Genomic DNA, 16,953 nt, shown 5'->3' with positions numbered 1-16,953 from the left:
TTATTATTGTTTTAAAATTTAACAATACCATGATCGAAATCAAAGATTTACACAAGTCCTATAAAATGGGAAGTTCACAGTTACATGTGTTAAAAGGCATTAATTTTAATATCGAAGAAGGTGAATTAGTTGCGATTATGGGATCGTCTGGTTCTGGAAAATCGACACTTTTAAATATTTTAGGAATCCTTGATGAAGCAGATTCTGGTAGTTATATTTTAGATAAAACTCCAATTAAAAACTTAAACGAAACTATAGCTTCAAAATATAGAAATAAGTTTTTAGGATTCGTATTTCAATCTTTTAATCTTATCAATTACAAGTCTGCACTTGATAATGTTGCGATGCCGTTATATTATCAAGGAGTTAAGAGAAAAGAACGTTACGAAATTGCAATGCGATATTTAGAAAAAGTAGGTTTAGGCTCGCATTCTCACCATTTACCAAATGAACTTTCGGGAGGTCAAAAACAACGTGTCGCAATTGCTCGTGCACTAGCTTCAAATCCAAAAGTTTTATTGGCAGATGAGCCTACAGGAGCATTGGATACCAAAACGTCATATGAAGTAATGGAACTTATTCAAGGAATTAACGACGAAGGAAAAACCATTTTGATCGTTACACACGAACCTGATATTGCCGCTATGTGCAAAAGAAATGTGGTCCTGAAAGACGGATTAATTATTGACGATAAAAGAGTAGAACAAGTTAGAGCTTCATCTTATGTTTAACATTGAACGTTGGCAGGAAATTTTTGAGGCAATCTCTAAAAACCGACTAAGAACATTTCTTACGGGAGTTTCTGTAGCTTCTGGGATTTTTATTTTGGTTATTTTGTTGGGAGCAGGTAAAGGGCTTCAGAACGGAATTGAAAAACAATTTGAACGAGATGCTGCCGGAATTATTGAGGTTTGGTCAGGAACAACTGCAAAAGAGTATAAAGGATTAAATCCTGGAAGACAGATTCAGTTTAGAAATAGCGATTATTCGCAATCTGTTCAGAAATTTGAAGATAAATTAGATCTGCGATCTGCCTCATATAATTTTTGGGGCGCTACAATTACTTATGGTAAAGAATCTGGAAGTTATCAATTCAGAGGAATAGATCCTGATTATGGAGCAGTGGAAAACGTTACAATTATTCAAGGCCGATTTATCAACAGTAAGGATTTGGCTAACAATGAAAAAGTGGCTGCGATTGGAGTGAAAATTAAAACAGATTTATTTAAAGATAAAGATGCTTTAGGTAAGGAGATTTCAATCAATAATGTTAATTTTAAAGTTGTAGGTGTTTTTACAGATCCTGGAGGAGAAAGAGAAGAAGCACGAGCGTATTTGCCTAGAACGACAGTGCAAAGAGCTTTTGGTGGAGGAGATAAAATTAGTTATATGTCTTTTACAGTTAAGAAAACAAAGGATTATGATGAAGCTTTGGCACTATCTGAAAAATTTACAACTGATTTAAAGGCTTTATTGAGAAGTAAAAATGTTGTTGCTCCCGATGATGCTAGCGGTATAGATGCCTATAATTCTGTTAAGGATGCAAAACAATTTTATGATTTAAACCTGTATATCAGATTGTTTTTCTGGTGGGTTGGAATTTGTACCATTATTGCCGGAGTTGTTGGGGTAAGTAATATCATGCTTATTATTGTAAAAGAGAGAACGAAAGAAATAGGAATTAGAAAAGCGCTTGGAGCCTCTCCATTTTCAATTATTTCGATGATACTTCACGAATCTATTTTTATTACCACAATTGCAGGTTTTGTTGGGTTATTGGCCAGTTTGTTATTACTGGAATTAGTTGGGCCAATGGTGCAAAGTGAATATTTTAGAAATCCTCAGGTCGATTTTAGTGTGGCTTTAACTACGCTTGTTTTACTTGTTTTTGCTGGAGCTTTGGCAGGCTTTTTCCCAGCATATAGAGCCGCCAAAATTAGACCTATTGTAGCACTTAGAGACGAATAATTATGTTTAAGAAAGATAATTGGGATGAAATTTTACAGGCTTTAACAGCTAACGTTTTTAGAACCGTGCTAACTGCATTTGGAGTATTTTGGGGTATATTTATTCTTGTAATATTACTAGCAGCAGGAAAAGGGTTGGAGAACGGTGTAAAAAAGGGGTTTGACGGAATTGCTACAAACACCATGTTTATGTGGAGTCAAACTACTTCTAAAGCCTACAAAGGATTACCTAAAACCCGTCGTTACGATTTTAGAAATAGTGATGTTGCTGCTTTAAAAGCTGCATTGCCAGATTTATTATATGTATCACCAAGGAATCAATTAGGAGATTTTAACGGATCAAATAACGTAGTTCGTGGTACAAAAACAGCTGCTTTTACGATTTATGGAGATTATCCGGAGTTGATAAAACAACAGCCAATGGATATTATAAAAGGACGTTTTGTAAATCAACAAGATATTCTTGAGAGACGAAAAGTGGCAGTGATTGGAAAAGGAGTTATTACGGAGCTGTATGGTAAAGAAGAGGATGCGGTTGGGACATATGTAAAAATTAATGGTATTAACTTTATGGTTGTTGGCGTCTACAAATCGAAACAACAAGGTGGAAATGCAGAACAAGAACAAAAAAATATTTTTGTGCCTTTTACTACTTTTCAGCAAGCATTTAATTATGGAGATAAAGTAGGTTGGATGGCACTTACGGCGAGAGACGAAGTTTCTATTACGGACCTAAAACCCAAAATATTAGAGTTAATAAAAGCTTTACATTCTGTAAATCCTGCCGATGACAGAGCAGTTGGGAATTTTGATTTGTATGAACAATTCAATAAAGTACAAAGTTTGTTTAATATCTTACAAGTTATTGCTTATTTTGTGGGAAGTTTAGTTTTAATTTCGGGAGTAATTGGTATTTCGAATATCATGCTTATTGTAGTGAAAGAACGTACCAAAGAAATAGGAATTCGTAGAGCATTAGGAGCAACTCCGGCAGCAATACGCGGACAAATATTATCAGAGTCAATATTCTTGACCATTATTTCAGGAATGTTTGGTATTGCAGTCGCCACAGGAATTATTGCCATTTTAAATATGATACTAGCATCGATGCCGGCAGATAGCAACACCATGTTTGCAAATCCAAGCGTAGATTTAGGAGTAGTATTTGTTGCTTTATTAATATTAGTAGGATCAGGTTTATTGGCAGGATTCATTCCCGCTCAAACCGCAATTAATGTAAAGCCCGTAGATGCTTTACGAAGTGAATAAATTATCAATCAAAATATAATCGATTAAACCAAAAACACAATGAAAAAAGGAGTAACCGTAACCATTTTAATCTTTATTGCTATAGTTTTCTTTGGCGCACTTTACTATTTGTACGCGAAGAATCAAGAATCTCCAATAATATTCAAAACGGAAAAAGCAGAGATTAAAACGATCGTAAAAAACACAATTGCAACCGGTAACATTCAGCCTGATGAAGAGGTTCTAATCAAACCAAATATTTCGGGTATTATTGAAGAAGTGTATATCAAAGCAGGACAAAAAATTAAAGCCGGAGATATGATTGCTAAAATTAGAGTTGTAGCAAACGTATCAAATGTAAGTAGTACTCAAAATCAAGTTCAGACTGCTAAAATTGCTTTAGACAATCAGGAAAAAATTTATCAAAGACAAAAAACATTGTTTGATAAAGATGTAATTTCTGCTAATGATTTTGACGCAGCACAATTGGCTTACAAACAAGCGAAACAAAATTATGTAGCTGCTAAACAAAGTTTAGACATTGTAAAAACCGGAACAACAACATCATTAGGTAGTTATGCAAACACTTTAATTCGTTCTACAGTAAATGGAATGGTTTTGGCAGTTCCTGTAAAAGTTGGAAATCAGGTTATCGAAAGTAATAACTTTAATGAAGGAACTACAATTGCCAGCGTTGCCGATGTTGGAAGAATGATTTTTATTGGAAAAATTGATGAATCTGAAGTAGGGAAAATTAAAGTTCAGATGCCAATCGAAATTACAATTGGAGCTATCGAAAACAAAAAATTTGAAGCTGTTCTAACAGATATTGCACCAAAAGGTGTAGTAGAAAATGGTGCAATTCAATTTGAAATTAAAGCTGCTTTACAAAATAGAGACGAAACTTTTATTAGAGCTGGTTTAAGTGCAAATGCTTCCATTATTTTAGAAAAAGCAGATAAAGTTTTAGCTATCAAAGAATCGTTAGTGCAATTTGATAAAAAAACACAAAAACCATATGTTGAGATCGAAACTACTCCTCAAAAATTTGAAAAAAGAGATTTAGTTTTAGGTGTTAGTGACGGAATTTATGTTCAGGTTAAAAGCGGAATTAAAGCTACGGACAAAATTAAAATCTGGAATCAGGGGTTAATTACCGAAGAAGTAAAGAAATAATTTGAACGTATAAGGGAGTTTTTGGGTTTTAAAAAAAGTTAAATTTGCGTAGTTTTTTTGCTATGCTTTCATTCAAAATATATGAAAATAAATAGATATAATAGTCTTGTTTTTGCCATGTTGTTTGGTTTTGGTTTATCAACTCAGGCACAATCAAAACAATGGACATTAGAGGAATGTGTTCGATATGCATTAGAAAATAATATTAAAGTAAAACTTTCAGAATTAGACGTAAGAAGTGCTGATATTGATAAAAAAGGCGCATTGGGTAGTTATCTTCCAACGGTAAACGGAAATGCTTCACACTCGTGGAATATTGGTTTGAACGTTAACCCCGTTACCAATATTGCTACAACTCAAACGACACAATACTCATCATTAGGAGTTAATGCAGGAGTTGATATTTACAAAGGTTTGCAAAATCAAAATGCTTATAGAAGAGCAAAACTTTCTATTATTGCATCACATTATCAACTTTTAAAAATGCAGGAAGATATTTCGCTTAATGTTGCGAATGCGTTTTTGGAAATTCTTTTTAACAAAGAAAATTTAAAAGTAAAAAAAGAACAATTGGCTATCGATCAAAAACGTTTGGCTCGTTCTGAAGAAATGGTAAGTGCCGGAACAATTCCGCGTGGAGATTTGTACGATCTAAAAGCTACAGCTGCAACAGATCAACAAGCAATTATTGTTGCAGAAAATAGTTTATTGATTTCTAAATTAAGTTTGGCTCAGCTTTTACAATTAAAAGAATTTACAGATTTTGATGTTGTAGATGATACCAATGCAAAAGACGAAAATAATATCCTGGCACAAACTCCAACAGATATTTATAATAAAGCTAAAGATATTAGAACTGAATTAAAATTAGCACAAACAAATCTTGAAATTGCAGAGAAAAATGTTTCTATTGCAAAAGGAGCTTATCAGCCAACACTTAGAGGTTTTTATGCTTTTAGTACAAGTGCCAGTTATAGCGATAGACTTGTTGGGACAGATGGTGCCGGAAATCCAATTTATGCAGCGCCACATTCGGTTTTAGATCAGTTTAGTGATAACAAAGGACATAATTTTGGTTTGCAATTAAATGTGCCAATTTTCAACGGATTTTCTGCAAGAAATAATGTAGAGCGTAATAAAGTAAGTTTAGAGAAATCTAAAATAGATTTAGAACAAAAAAGTTTAGATTTGCAACGTAACGTTTATACTGCTTTTACAGATGCAAAAGGGGCGTTAAATGCTCACGAATCGTCGACAGTAACTTTAGAGGCAAGACAGCAAGCTTATAATTATGCTAAAGAAAAGTACGATGTTGGTTTGATGAATTCATTTGATTTTACACAAGCACAGACATTGTTAACCAATGCACAGTCTGATGTTATCAGAACAAAGTACGATTATATGTTTAAAATAAAAATACTTGAATTCTATTTTGGAATTCCAATTGTCCCAATTATTACAAAATAATTTATTATGTCAAAAAAAACAGTTTATTTCTTATTAGGTGGTGCGATAGTTATTATTGCCACTTTAATTGGTCTTTCGAAAGCAGGAGTAATAGGAAATAAGGATGAAGGAAAAGAAGTAGAGATATCAAAAGTAGTAGCATCAACAATTGTTGAAACCGTTTCGGCAACCGGAAAAATTCAACCGGAAATCGAAGTGAAACTTTCGTCAATGGTTTCGGGTGAAATAATCGCTTTAAATGTAAAAGAAGGTCAGGTTGTTAAAAAAGGAGATTTATTAGTAAAAATAAACCCCGATTTATATACTTCAGGATTAGATAGGTCTATGGCCAATTTATCTGGAACTAAAGCAGGTTTAACACAATCTGAAGCTAGTTATAAAGAAGCGAAAGCAAATTATGAGCGTAACAAAACACTTTACGATAAAGGTGTAATTTCAAAATCAGACTGGGATAAAGCAGTTTCGTCTTATGAAGTGGCAAAAGCGACAAAACAAAATTCTTATTACAACGTTCAAAGCGCAACTGCATCTGTTACAGAAGCCAGAGATAATTTAGGACGTACCTTAATTTATGCTCCTGCAGATGGAACAATTTCTGTTCTAAATGTCGAATTAGGAGAACGTGTTTTAGGAACGCAACAAATGGCAGGAACAGAGCTTTTGAGAGTAGCGAACTTAAACAATATGGAAGTTGAAGTTGACGTAAATGAAAACGACATTGTTAAAGTAAAAATTGGAGACGAAGCAAATGTAGAAGTTGATGCTTATTTAAAAAAGAAATTTAAAGGTGTTGTAACCAGTATTTCTAATTCGGCGAGCTCAACATTAACATCAGATCAGGTAACCAATTTTAAAGTTAAAGTTCGTATTCTAAAAGAATCATATCAAGATTTATTAGAAGGTCAGCCAAGTACGTATTCGCCTTTTAGACCCGGAATGACGGCAACAGTAGATATTATTACAAAAACTAAAAGCAATGTTTTGGCAGTGCCAATTAGTTCTGTTGTAGTAAAATCAGATACAACCGCAGTAAAAGATTTTAAAGTTGAAGATCCAAGCGAAGACAAAAAAGTAGCGCCAAAAAGCGATAAAAAGTTTGAATGTGTTTTTGTAAAAGTTGGTGATAAAGCCAAAATCAGAATTATTAAAACCGGAATTCAGGACGATACTAATATTGAAGTATTAACAGGATTAAAACCTGGCGATGTTGTAATTACCGGACCTTATACAACAGTTTCTAAAGATTTAAATTCTGGCGATAAAGTAAAGCTTAAAAAAGCCGATGCTCCTAAGAAATAATTTGCATTAATATCAATTTTAAAATTAAAAATACTTTGTCATTTATTCTAAATATAGAAACAGCCACAAAAAATTGTTCAGTATCCATTGCTAAAAATGGCGAAACTATTATATGTAAAGAAATTGCCGAAGAAGGTTATTCGCACGCCGAAAAATTACATGTCTTTATTGAAGAAGTAATTGCCGAAGCTGGAATTACGGTTCAGGATTTGGCGGCTGTAGCCGTTAGTCAAGGGCCAGGTTCTTATACAGGTTTAAGAATAGGGGTTTCGTCAGCAAAAGGATTGTGTTTTGCATTAAATATTCCATTAATTGCAATAGACACTTTGCAGACTTTAGCTTCGCAAGCCAATGTAACTGATGGAAAAATCATTCCGATGCTGGACGCAAGAAGAATGGAAGTATACAGTGAAGTGTTTAATGCTGATTTAGAAGTAGAAAGAGCCATTCAGGCCGAAGTTATAACAGAAGATTCATTTGCAGCTTATACAGAGCCAATTTACTTTGTAGGAGATTGTGCTGATAAATGCAAGCCAGTTTTAACAAAATCTAATTTTGTGTTTTTAGAAGATGTCAAATATCCTACGGCTTCTGCAATGAGCAAAATTAGTTACGATAAATATCAAAAAAGCGACACCGTAGATGTCGCTTATTTTGAACCTTATTATTTAAAAGATTTTATGATGGCTCCTCCATCAAAAAAATAATAAAACCTTATTATTTTTGAATTGTATACGGCTGGATGGAAATTCCAGCCTCATCTAATGCCGTTTTACAGTTTTCTAAAGTTTCTGCAAAAACAGCTCCATAGTTAACATTTTTTGCCCAAGGGCGAACAGCAAAGTCTATAGAACTAGCCGATAAGTTTTTTACAAAAACCTCAGGTGCAGGTTTTTTAAGTACTTTTGGGTTTTTGTTTAAAACATCTAATAAGATATCTTTTGCCTTTTTAATATCAGAGTCATAAGAAATTGAAAAAGTCAAATCAGCTCTTCTTTCTCCCTGCATGGAATAATTAATAATTGTTCCGTTAGACAAAGCTCCGTTAGGAATAAATACCGTTTGATTATTACCGGTAAGCATCTTGGTAACAAAAATCTGAATTTCTACTACAGTTGCAATAACACCTTGTGCTTCTATCGTATCGCCAACTTTAAAAGGCTTAAAAACGATAATTAGCATTCCTCCTGCAAAGTTAGAAAGTGAGCCTTGTAATGACAAACCTACCGCAAGACCCATTGCTCCTAAAATGGCAACAAACGACGAGGTTTCGATTCCTAATTTTGAAATAAAGGTTACAAACAATAAAATTCGCAGTGCCCAGATTAAAATATCCGATAGGAATTTTGTTAATGTAGGGTCTAAATTTCTTTGAACCATTACTTTGGTAATAATTCTATTAATTAATCTGATAGCATAAATACCAACAAATAAAATTATAAATGCAGAGATTAATTTTGGGGAATAATCAACTAAAACGTCAATAAATTTAGTAACGTAACCGCTAACTTGGTCTGGATTAAGATTCATATTTTTTAGAATAAAAAAACCTTCTCAAAGAGAAGGTGTATTAAGTATGCAAATATAAAGATATTTCTTTGTATACGAAAAATGAGTTTATGATTCCTTATCAGAAACTTCATCGATAATTTCGTCTGTTTTAGTTTCGGTTTTTTCGCTAACATCAGTTACAGTTTCAGAAACCGCTGTTTTGGTTTCACTTACCACTTCGGTAGTTTTTTCTTTTACAGAATCGATAACCTCGCTTATAGAATCTGAGGCCTTTTCAACATATTCACTAACAATTTCTTTTGCCTGATGAGCATATTGAGTTGCGCTATCAATTATTGGCTCCGAAGCTTCTTTAGCTTTAGCAATCGTTTCTTCTGCAAAAGTTTCTGCTTTGTCTATATAAGGAGCAGCAGCTTCTTTAGCGTGTTCAAAAGTACTTTCGGCTTGATTGGCCAAATCAGTAGCAGAATCTTTGGCTGTGCCAAATAAATTCTTAAAAAACGAAGATAATCCCATAGTTTTATTATTGATTAGTTTAGAATACAATATTAAACTTTTTTACAGAATTATTGTGTTATTTGTTAAATATTTTACTGATTGTTAGTGATATATGTGTTAATGAAAAAAGCGCCCCATTTCTGAGGCGCTTTTTTTCTATTTTGATAATTTCCTTATGCGTTTACTGCTTCTACCTTAATTGCCTCATCATTCAACATGCTTTTTAACATATTTTCGATTCCGCTTTTTAAAGTAAAAGTAGAAGATGGACATCCGCTACAAGCACCTTGCAAAATTACTTTCACAGTTTTGTCATCTTCATTATAAGAATCAAAAGCAATATTTCCACCATCAGCCGCAACTGCTGGTTTTACATATTCTTCCAGGATATTAATGATTTGTTGAGATGTAACATCTAATTTGTCAAATGCTTCGTCTTTAGTAATATCATTTTTGGTTGCAACCTCAATTAAACTCTCATCTAAAACAGTTCCACCATTTTCGATAAATTGTTTGATGAATGTTCTAACTTCTAATGTGATTTCATTCCAGTCGTTGATATCATATTTAGTTACCGAAATATAATTTTCATCAATAAAAACTTCTTTTACATAAGGAAATTTGAATAACTCTTTTGCCAATGGCGAAGATGCAGTTTGGTCTATATTTTTATATTCAACTGCATTTCTGGTTAACATTCTGCTTACAACAAACTTTAAAGCAGCAGGATTTGGAGTTGTTTCTCCATAAACCGTAATAGGCTGTTTTTTGGCTTGATTCTCATCGATTTTTATAATAACGCCACCTTTGTCTACAAATGAACTAATTTGTTCAGCAACGGCATCTTTTACATCATCCCATTCTACAATACTGTATCTTTCGATAGCGATAAAGTTTCCTGAAATATATACTGTTTTTACAAAAGGAAGATAAAATAATTGTTGTGCTAAAGGCGAAGATTGTGCTTCATCAATATTTTTGAACTCAAAATTTTGGTTCTGAGTAATGAAATCTTCAAATTCGAACTTTAGGATAGTAGGGTTTTGAGTCTCCCTTATAGTGATTTTTGTCATGATTTGTAATTTTTCACAAATTTAGTAAAGTTATTTTCTACTAATACCTATATTTGGTTTTTTAATAAAATAATTAAGACTCTTTTCAAATTAATCGTATTAAATTATGAGAGTTTTAAAAAAATTTAAATAAAATTGCCTTTATGAGATTTAAAATCAAGGTTTTATTTGTTTTTCTAATCCTGTCGATGTATTCGTATTCGCAAGAAGGAATTCCTGTTTATTCGGATTATTTATCAGATAATTATTACTTGATTCATCCGTCGATGGCGGGTGCGGCCAATTGTGCCAAGATTAGATTAACGGCTAGAAAACAGTGGTTTGGTCAGGAAGATGCGCCAGCACTACAAACCGTGACTTTTAACGGAAGAGTGGGAGAACGCTCTGGTGCAGGAATTATTATTTTTAATGATAAAAACGGATATCATTCTCAAAAAGGTGTAAAGCTTACTTATGCGCATCATATTATGTTTTCCAGAGATGAAATCGATTTAAATCAGCTTTCATTTGGTATTAGTGGAGGCGTAATTCAGAGTCAGTTAGACGAAACTAAATTTGGAACTACTTTTGATCCTATTGTTTTTGGGTCAATTCAAAAAGATTCCTATTTTAATATGGATGTTGGTGCATCATACAATTATCTTGATTTTTATGCTCATGCAACTGTTCAGGGATTGTTGGAAACCAGAAGAGAATTATACACAGAATACGAGAGTAATAATTTAAGAAAGTTTCTTCTAAGTGCCGGGTATGTTTTTGGAAAAAAAGATAATATTACTTGGGAACCTTCATTTTTGTTTCAATTGTTTGATAAAACAAAAGAGAAATCAATCGATTTAAACTTAAAAGCCTATAAAAACATGGATTTTGGTAGCATTTGGGCTGCATTGTCGTATAGAAGAAGTTTTGACGGAGCACAATATGGTACAACAAGCGGAGTTGCTACTCAAAAACTACAATATTTTACCCCTATAATTGGAATTAACTATAAGAATTTTATGTTTGCTTACACGTATTCGCAAGTTACTGGCGACGTAAAATTTGATACTGGCGGATACCATCAAATTACTTTAGGAATCAATTTATTTTGTAAAAAGGAGCGTTACGATTGTAATTGTCCTGCGATTAATTAATATTTCATTATGCTTATTAAATCTGTAAACGGAAAAACACCTTTGATTCCAAAGGATTGTTATGTTGCCGAAAATGCTACAATTGTTGGCGATGTATCTTTTGGAGATTCTTGTAGTGTTTGGTTTAATGCCGTTATTCGTGGCGATGTAAACTTCATTTCGATAGGTAATAAAGTTAATATTCAAGACGGAGCTATTATTCATTGTACATATCAAAAACATCCTACTATTATTGGAAATAATGTTTCGATAGGACATAATGCAATTGTACATGGTTGTACCATTCGCGATAATGTTTTAATTGGTATGGGAGCTATTGTAATGGATAATTGCGTAGTCGAAAGTAATTCGATTATAGCTGCCGGAGCTGTTGTGACCCAAAATACAATTGTAGCCTCAGGAAGTATTTACGCAGGTGTTCCGGCAAAGAAAGTAAAGGATATTGATCAATCTGACTTTGCGGGAGAAATCGAGCGTATTTCAAACAATTATGTAATGTATTCGGGCTGGTTTAAAAACGAAGAATAAATAAAAAATAAATTCCAAAAAGATAAAATTCCAAATTCCAATAAGTATCAAACTTTGGAATTTGGAATTTTATCTTTTTGGAATTTAATAAACTTATAAATTGATTCTCTCGAAGAATGCGTTTTTATAACTTTCGCTAATTGGAATTCTCTTATCACTAATCAAAACTTTATTTTTCTGGATTGATTTTACGTGTTTTATATTGATGATATAAGACCTGTGAATTCTTGAAAAACCTTTAGTCGAAAGTAAATTTTCGAGCTTTATTAAGCTAATTAAAGTTAGTGTGAATTTATTGTCGGTGGTGTAAATTTTTACATAATCTTTTAAACCTTCAATGAATAAAATATCAGAGAAATTCATTTTTACGTTTTCATATTCGGCTCTTACAAACATAAAATCCTGCTCTAATTCTGGTGCAGTTGTGTTTTCAGAAATTGCCTGAACAGCTGCTGTAGGATTTAAGACTTGCTGTGCTCTGACAACTGATTTTAAAAAACGGTGAAACGGAATTGGTTTAACCAAATAATCTACTGCTCCAAGATTAAATCCTTCTACGGCATAATCTGAAAATGCGGTTGTAAAAATAACCAATGGCTTTTTTTCGATTGTATTTAAAAAATCAATTCCAGAGAAATGTGGCATCTGAATGTCTAGAAAAATCAAATCAACATTGTTTTGATTGATATACGACACGGCATCAATAGCATTATTAAAAGTATGAACTAATTCGAGCGAATCTACCTTTCCAACAAAATCCTCTAATAATTCAACCGCTAATGGTTCATCGTCTATAATTACACATTTCATCTGTTGAGGTTTAAATTTTTAAATTTTGTTTTGCGTCAAAAGTAGTTTTAAACCAGTAAATTAAGTTTTAAAATTATCATAAAATACTGGTTGGGGGCAAAATTATCCTTTTACTGTAATGGTTTTGCTTAAGGTGTAACCATCTGTTAAATTGCCGGTTAGTGTGGCCAATTCATCAGATAAACTATCAGAGAAAACATTGTCTTTTGTGTTTGATGTATCGGCTTGACCGTGCGCGCTATAATTTGCGCTTGAATATACGGTACTTGAAATATTCTCAGGAAAAGCAATTTGTGTGACCAATAAAGATGACCCGCCAGTGGTTAATACTTCGACGTGAACATGTGGCGCTCTGCCTTGATACCAACCCGGATAAACAGAAATAAACGATACTTCTCCTTTTGAATTGGTGGTTTGTCTTCCTCTTAAAAAATGAACCGAAGTATAATCTGCTTGTTGCATTTGAGTTCCACCATATTCAGAATAATTACCATCTTTATCACAATGCCAAACATCAACTAATACATTTGATAAAGGTTCGCAGTTATTGTTTGTATTCTCGATCACTAAATTTATTAGTAAAGCAACACCAATTCGGTCTGATTTTATGTTTTCTAAAACCAATTGACTTGGAGTTTTAATGGGGAATGGTCCTTTAGTTTCAGATGGAGAAACCGTACAGCTTCCATCTCCGGAAGCATTTGTGCCATTGTCATCATTATCATTTTTAGAGCAAGATTCTAAAATTTTAGTAGCTGTTGCTAGCGAAGCAATGCCTAAAATACCATTGCGGATAAATTTTTTTCTGTCCATAATAAGTCATGTTTATTTAATTGCAGTCTGAATTTTATCTAATTCTAAATTTAAATGAACGCGGAAATATTGATTGTCCTGCGTTATGGTAAGTTTGTGTGCATTTGGATAGAGTAAATCTAAACGGTTTTGAATATTTACTAATCCAATTCCAGAGTTGTCAGGATCTGTTACGTAGTTTTCAATCGTATTTTCTATCCAAAAATCTAGGCTGTTTTCGTGAATAAAAATTTTGATTTTTACGTGAGCGGCACCTTTATAATCTGTTCCGTATTTAAAAGCATTTTCGACAAACGAAATTAATAATAACGGCTCTATAAACTTGTTCTTTGTATCGCCGTGAACGTTGATAACAATGTCTTCGATATTATTTAATCGGAGTTTTTGCAACTCAATATAATTCTGAATGTAATTGATTTCTTTTTCTAAAGCCACCGTTTTATTATCTGTTTCATACAGCATATACCGCATTAACTCTGATAATGTTACGATGGCGTCAGGGACCAAATCAGATTTTTTGTGTGCCAGAGAGTAAATACTATTTAAGGAATTGAATAGAAAATGCGGATTGGTTTGTTTTCGCAAATAAATCAATTCAGTATTTGTTCTATGTGTTTCGGCAATTAATTTGTTTTGTTGGTTGTTATAATATTCTGTTAGTGTTCTTATAATAGCACTAATGGTAATAATTAGGATATAGAAAAATGATGGACCAATTTTAAAAAAAAGAGGTTGTCTTGTTGCCATTATTGGTCTTGCTCTAGCTCCTTTATAAATTGAATGTAGATCTTCTGGAGGTAAGAATCTTGGCCTTATATGTCTAAATTCAGGAATAAAATAATTAATCCTTATAATCATAAAGAGTAAAATAAGGGCAAAAACAAAGGCAAAATAGAGCCAGTATTTTTTTTCTAAAAGTAGGACAGGAACCAAATAAAAATAGTTCAGATAAAACAAAATAATTCCTGTAGCCCATTGCACATAAAAATCATTGTTAATCCTAAACGGACTTTCGTAAAACTGAATCAACGAAGTCAGGATAAAGAAAACCCATATGATGCAATGGAATAAAATTTTATTTGAACTTGTATTTTTGATGGCGTCTAGTTTCATTTATAATTTTATTTTTAATAAAATTAAATCATTTTTGGTTACCGTTGGTGATATGTTTTGATTGAGTTTTTTTACGACTAAATCAGCGACTTTTAATGCGTCAGCTTCTGTCGAAAAGCTTTTGTTATCGTTTATGACTGGAATAATAGCCTGCTTGATAATGATCTTGTTCTTTGTAGCAATCGAATAACCCCAACCTGACGTAGTTTTGAAGGCTTCGATTTTAAAAGTTTCATTTTTCGCACAGGCTATAAATTGTAAAATAAGTATCGCAAGCAATATATTCTTCTGGATTTGACTCCAGAAGAATTGTCTTTTTGTATTAATTATCATCGTCGCTTTGCGCATCTAAAGGTTTAAATTCCCAGGCATCATCAAAGTAAGTAGAACCCACTCTTCCTAACATATAAAATCCACGATTATTGATCGCAAACCCAACAGCATCAGTTCTGCTTGCGCCTTCCATAGGAGTTCTTTCTACCCATAAATCAGTACTTGGATTGTATTCCCAGATTGTTTTGATGCTTTCTCCACCTACTACATATCCTAATCCATTCATAGAAAAACTAGAAGCATTTGAACGAACAATTGCATATTCGTCGTTATAAGTATAATCGTCATCCGTATCCTTGTCGATATCGCGCTTTCTTGTCCAAACATCAGTAGATGGATTAAATTCCCAAAAATCTTCCTGATAAACACCATTGTTAATTCCCGTTCCCAAATAAGCTTTATCGCCAATTACAAAAACGGTAGCATTACGTCTTTTATTTCCACTAAATCCGTTTACAAGCGTCCAAGTATTAGCTTGGTCATCATATTGATAAAAGTCCTTTAGGTAATTCCCGTCGTAGCCTGTTCCGAAATATGCTTTTCCAGCCGCCTGAAAACCCACAGCACCATAACGTCCAGTTCCGGCAAAGTCCGTTTTTTGAGTCCAAGTATTAGAGGTAGGGTTGTATTGGTAAAAGTCTTTTAGTTTATTAGTACCATCATAACCAAGACCAATGTAACCTTTTTCGTTAAGAGCAAAGCTTGAAGCAGAGCTTCTTCCAACTCCTGTAAAATCAGCTTTTTGTTCCCAATAATCGCCATTAGAATTGTAAGCCCATAAATCTTTTAAATAAACATCTCCAGTATAACCTGTTGCTACATAAGCATAATCGCCAATAACAAAGCTCGTTGCACTAGATCTCGCAGGTCCATCAAATGCTGATTTCTTAATCCAGTTTCCTATCAAATCATCATCATCGTCATCATTACTACAGCTTACAAAAAAGAGAGCCGAAAACAGTGTTGCGAATAATATTCCTTTTTTTAAATTATTCATAGTGTATTAAATTTATTTATTGTTTGTATTTGATGCCAATTCCTAAAACATATCCATTACTGATATTAAAACCATGGACTTTATGATCGTCACTGTCTATTAAATTGTATTTTTTGTCAAAATCATATCCGGCTTTAAAATTCAAAAACCAGTTTTTGTCAACATTTCTTTCATACACAAATGCTGAGGACATTTGCGATAGAGTAACTTTTGTGGCGTTATTATCAAGATTATGCGCATCTAGATAATAATAATTGCCATTAAAGCGATTTGTCAGACTAAACTGGTTTCGAATATTATTTGAATACGAAATTTTCGAATCTGGAAAACCAATCAAAACGCTACTTTCATTACTTACTTTATAATTTAATGATAGAGTAGGAATGAACTTTGGAGTTCCAAAAACTGTTGCTCTCGCTGCTCCTATGCTAAGAGTTACTTTTGAATTTAATTTTTGGTTAATTTCAAAACTTCCCAAAAGAGCCAAATCATTAACATCTAGATTTCTTTGAAAATTTACGGTAGGAGTAATCGAAAAAATCAGATTGGTTGAGTTTGAAAGTTCATGTGAAATTTCAAATTTGTTTTGAATCTGATTGAATTGATCCAGATTGCCAACGGCGTCATTAATTCCTAAATCATAATCTACCTTCAAGTTCGAATATTCTAGCGTGTTTGTTATCCTATTTTTAGCGTTTAGTTTTTTATTATACGATATGCCAATGTCACTTTTTGTAAAATCAATTTTGTCAGTAGGTTCTATTTTTAAATTCATATTTACTGAAAAATTTTCTTGAGCATTCATAGCAAAAAATGAAATCAAAAAAAGCGTACTAATTAAAAACCTTATTTTCATTACTTATTTATTGGTTCAAAAGTAGTCGGCTAATGGTTTTAAAAAAAAGAAGATATATGTATGGGAGTTTTTGATAGACTAAATACCCTTTTTTAATGTCGAATGAAGTATTTGCTAGTATTAATCTATT

General features: G+C 32.8%; 18 protein-coding genes. 9 read left to right on the top strand and 9 right to left on the bottom strand.

From position 1 onward, the window contains the following. Positions 1 to 29 precede the first annotated feature (29 nt). The 7 genes from IW18_RS11130 (at position 30) to tsaB (ending at position 7,864) form a co-directional block, all read left to right on the top strand. On the top strand, positions 30 to 731 hold the full coding sequence (locus IW18_RS11130; RefSeq protein ID WP_041517668.1) for an ABC transporter ATP-binding protein: 702 nt from the start codon (positions 30 to 32) through the stop codon (positions 729 to 731). Further along, a complete protein-coding gene (locus IW18_RS11125) occupies positions 724 to 1,968 on the top strand; it encodes an ABC transporter permease (RefSeq protein WP_041517667.1) in 1,245 nt (414 codons plus the stop codon). The genes IW18_RS11130 and IW18_RS11125 overlap by 8 nt, the downstream gene beginning before the upstream one ends. Before the next feature lie 2 nt (positions 1,969 to 1,970). Continuing rightward, positions 1,971 to 3,236, top strand: a complete 1,266-nt coding sequence (locus IW18_RS11120; RefSeq protein ID WP_041517666.1) for an ABC transporter permease — start codon at positions 1,971 to 1,973, stop codon at positions 3,234 to 3,236. Positions 3,237 to 3,275: 39 nt separating this feature from the next. Beyond that, positions 3,276 to 4,391, top strand: a complete 1,116-nt coding sequence (locus IW18_RS11115) for an efflux RND transporter periplasmic adaptor subunit (RefSeq protein WP_041517664.1) — start codon at positions 3,276 to 3,278, stop codon at positions 4,389 to 4,391. An 81-nt stretch (positions 4,392 to 4,472) separates the two neighbouring features. Next, positions 4,473 to 5,858: a TolC family protein gene (locus IW18_RS11110; protein WP_041517662.1), complete on the top strand. Its 1,386-nt coding sequence runs from the start codon at positions 4,473 to 4,475 to the stop codon at positions 5,856 to 5,858. Between the two features lie 6 nt (positions 5,859 to 5,864). After that, complete coding sequence (locus IW18_RS11105; protein ID WP_041517660.1) at positions 5,865 to 7,157, top strand: efflux RND transporter periplasmic adaptor subunit; 1,293 nt, start codon at positions 5,865 to 5,867, stop codon at positions 7,155 to 7,157. Between the two features lie 35 nt (positions 7,158 to 7,192). Continuing rightward, a complete protein-coding gene (gene tsaB / locus IW18_RS11100; RefSeq protein WP_041517658.1) occupies positions 7,193 to 7,864 on the top strand; it encodes a tRNA (adenosine(37)-N6)-threonylcarbamoyltransferase complex dimerization subunit type 1 TsaB in 672 nt (223 codons plus the stop codon). A gap of 10 nt (positions 7,865 to 7,874) precedes the next feature. Here the strand turns inward: tsaB and IW18_RS11095 are convergent, their stop codons facing one another. The 3 genes from IW18_RS11095 to IW18_RS11085 form a co-directional block, all read right to left on the bottom strand. Further along, positions 7,875 to 8,687: a mechanosensitive ion channel family protein gene (locus tag IW18_RS11095; protein WP_041517657.1), complete on the bottom strand. Its 813-nt coding sequence runs from the start codon at positions 8,685 to 8,687 to the stop codon at positions 7,875 to 7,877. Between the two features lie 87 nt (positions 8,688 to 8,774). Beyond that, positions 8,775 to 9,215, bottom strand: coding sequence for a YtxH domain-containing protein (locus IW18_RS11090; protein WP_240475554.1), 441 nt, complete (start codon positions 9,213 to 9,215; stop codon positions 8,775 to 8,777). 125 nt (positions 9,216 to 9,340) lie between these two features. Beyond that, positions 9,341 to 10,240, bottom strand: a complete 900-nt coding sequence (locus IW18_RS11085) for a NifU family protein (RefSeq protein ID WP_041517654.1) — start codon at positions 10,238 to 10,240, stop codon at positions 9,341 to 9,343. Positions 10,241 to 10,383: 143 nt separating this feature from the next. Here IW18_RS11085 and IW18_RS11080 point away from each other — a divergent pair, with 143 nt between their 5' ends. Together IW18_RS11080 and IW18_RS11075 are read left to right on the top strand one after the other, a co-directional pair. Beyond that, the gene (locus tag IW18_RS11080; RefSeq protein WP_041517653.1) at positions 10,384 to 11,373 is read left to right on the top strand and encodes a PorP/SprF family type IX secretion system membrane protein; all 990 of its coding nucleotides are present in this window, start codon (positions 10,384 to 10,386) and stop codon (positions 11,371 to 11,373) included. A gap of 9 nt (positions 11,374 to 11,382) precedes the next feature. After that, on the top strand, positions 11,383 to 11,901 hold the full coding sequence (locus IW18_RS11075) for a gamma carbonic anhydrase family protein (protein WP_041517651.1): 519 nt from the start codon (positions 11,383 to 11,385) through the stop codon (positions 11,899 to 11,901). Positions 11,902 to 11,994: 93 nt separating this feature from the next. Here the strand turns inward: IW18_RS11075 and IW18_RS11070 are convergent, their stop codons facing one another. From IW18_RS11070 to IW18_RS11045, 6 genes are all read right to left on the bottom strand, one after another. Next, positions 11,995 to 12,711 carry a LytR/AlgR family response regulator transcription factor gene (locus IW18_RS11070; RefSeq protein WP_041517650.1) on the bottom strand — a complete coding sequence of 239 codons (717 nt, stop codon included), beginning with the start codon at positions 12,709 to 12,711 and terminating at the stop codon, positions 11,995 to 11,997. 102 nt (positions 12,712 to 12,813) lie between these two features. Beyond that, entirely contained in the window at positions 12,814 to 13,524 is a 711-nt protein-coding gene (locus IW18_RS11065) for a dioxygenase family protein (RefSeq protein ID WP_041517648.1), read from the bottom strand. Between the two features lie 12 nt (positions 13,525 to 13,536). Next, positions 13,537 to 14,637 (bottom strand): sensor histidine kinase, encoded by a 1,101-nt coding sequence (locus tag IW18_RS11060; protein WP_041517646.1) that lies wholly within the window; start codon positions 14,635 to 14,637, stop codon positions 13,537 to 13,539. Then, positions 14,638 to 14,970 (bottom strand): DUF4907 domain-containing protein, encoded by a 333-nt coding sequence (locus tag IW18_RS11055; protein ID WP_041517644.1) that lies wholly within the window; start codon positions 14,968 to 14,970, stop codon positions 14,638 to 14,640. After that, complete coding sequence (locus IW18_RS11050; RefSeq protein ID WP_052480139.1) at positions 14,960 to 15,967, bottom strand: Kelch repeat-containing protein; 1,008 nt, start codon at positions 15,965 to 15,967, stop codon at positions 14,960 to 14,962. The genes IW18_RS11055 and IW18_RS11050 overlap by 11 nt, the downstream gene beginning before the upstream one ends. Positions 15,968 to 15,983: 16 nt before the next feature. Continuing rightward, positions 15,984 to 16,772, bottom strand: coding sequence for a DUF6268 family outer membrane beta-barrel protein (locus IW18_RS11045; RefSeq protein ID WP_262488164.1), 789 nt, complete (start codon positions 16,770 to 16,772; stop codon positions 15,984 to 15,986). Positions 16,773 to 16,953: the final 181 nt, after the last annotated feature.

Origin of the sequence: Flavobacterium hibernum, from assembly GCF_000832125.1 — a bacterium.
Classification (GTDB): domain Bacteria; phylum Bacteroidota; class Bacteroidia; order Flavobacteriales; family Flavobacteriaceae; genus Flavobacterium; species Flavobacterium hibernum.
This window is presented reverse-complemented; position numbering and strand designations above follow the sequence as displayed.

What these genes read in the sequence shown, in the direction of transcription:
- IW18_RS11130 (WP_041517668.1), top strand. Translation starts at nt 30, where the DNA reads ATGATCGAAATCAAAGATTTACACAAGTCCTATAAAATGGGAAGTTCA.
- IW18_RS11125 (WP_041517667.1), top strand. Translation starts at nt 724, where the DNA reads ATGTTTAACATTGAACGTTGGCAGGAAATTTTTGAGGCAATCTCTAAA.
- IW18_RS11120 (WP_041517666.1), top strand. Translation starts at nt 1,971, where the DNA reads ATGTTTAAGAAAGATAATTGGGATGAAATTTTACAGGCTTTAACAGCT.
- IW18_RS11115 (WP_041517664.1), top strand. Translation starts at nt 3,276, where the DNA reads ATGAAAAAAGGAGTAACCGTAACCATTTTAATCTTTATTGCTATAGTT.
- IW18_RS11110 (WP_041517662.1), top strand. Translation starts at nt 4,473, where the DNA reads ATGAAAATAAATAGATATAATAGTCTTGTTTTTGCCATGTTGTTTGGT.
- IW18_RS11105 (WP_041517660.1), top strand. Translation starts at nt 5,865, where the DNA reads ATGTCAAAAAAAACAGTTTATTTCTTATTAGGTGGTGCGATAGTTATT.
- IW18_RS11095 (WP_041517657.1), bottom strand. Translation starts at nt 8,687, where the DNA reads ATGAATCTTAATCCAGACCAAGTTAGCGGTTACGTTACTAAATTTATT.
- IW18_RS11085 (WP_041517654.1), bottom strand. Translation starts at nt 10,240, where the DNA reads ATGACAAAAATCACTATAAGGGAGACTCAAAACCCTACTATCCTAAAG.
- IW18_RS11080 (WP_041517653.1), top strand. Translation starts at nt 10,384, where the DNA reads ATGAGATTTAAAATCAAGGTTTTATTTGTTTTTCTAATCCTGTCGATG.
- IW18_RS11075 (WP_041517651.1), top strand. Translation starts at nt 11,383, where the DNA reads ATGCTTATTAAATCTGTAAACGGAAAAACACCTTTGATTCCAAAGGAT.
- IW18_RS11070 (WP_041517650.1), bottom strand. Translation starts at nt 12,711, where the DNA reads ATGAAATGTGTAATTATAGACGATGAACCATTAGCGGTTGAATTATTA.
- IW18_RS11065 (WP_041517648.1), bottom strand. Translation starts at nt 13,524, where the DNA reads ATGGACAGAAAAAAATTTATCCGCAATGGTATTTTAGGCATTGCTTCG.
- IW18_RS11060 (WP_041517646.1), bottom strand. Translation starts at nt 14,637, where the DNA reads ATGAAACTAGACGCCATCAAAAATACAAGTTCAAATAAAATTTTATTC.
- IW18_RS11055 (WP_041517644.1), bottom strand. Translation starts at nt 14,970, where the DNA reads ATGATAATTAATACAAAAAGACAATTCTTCTGGAGTCAAATCCAGAAG.
- IW18_RS11050 (WP_052480139.1), bottom strand. Translation starts at nt 15,967, where the DNA reads ATGAATAATTTAAAAAAAGGAATATTATTCGCAACACTGTTTTCGGCT.
- IW18_RS11045 (WP_262488164.1), bottom strand. Translation starts at nt 16,772, where the DNA reads ATGAATGCTCAAGAAAATTTTTCAGTAAATATGAATTTAAAAATAGAA.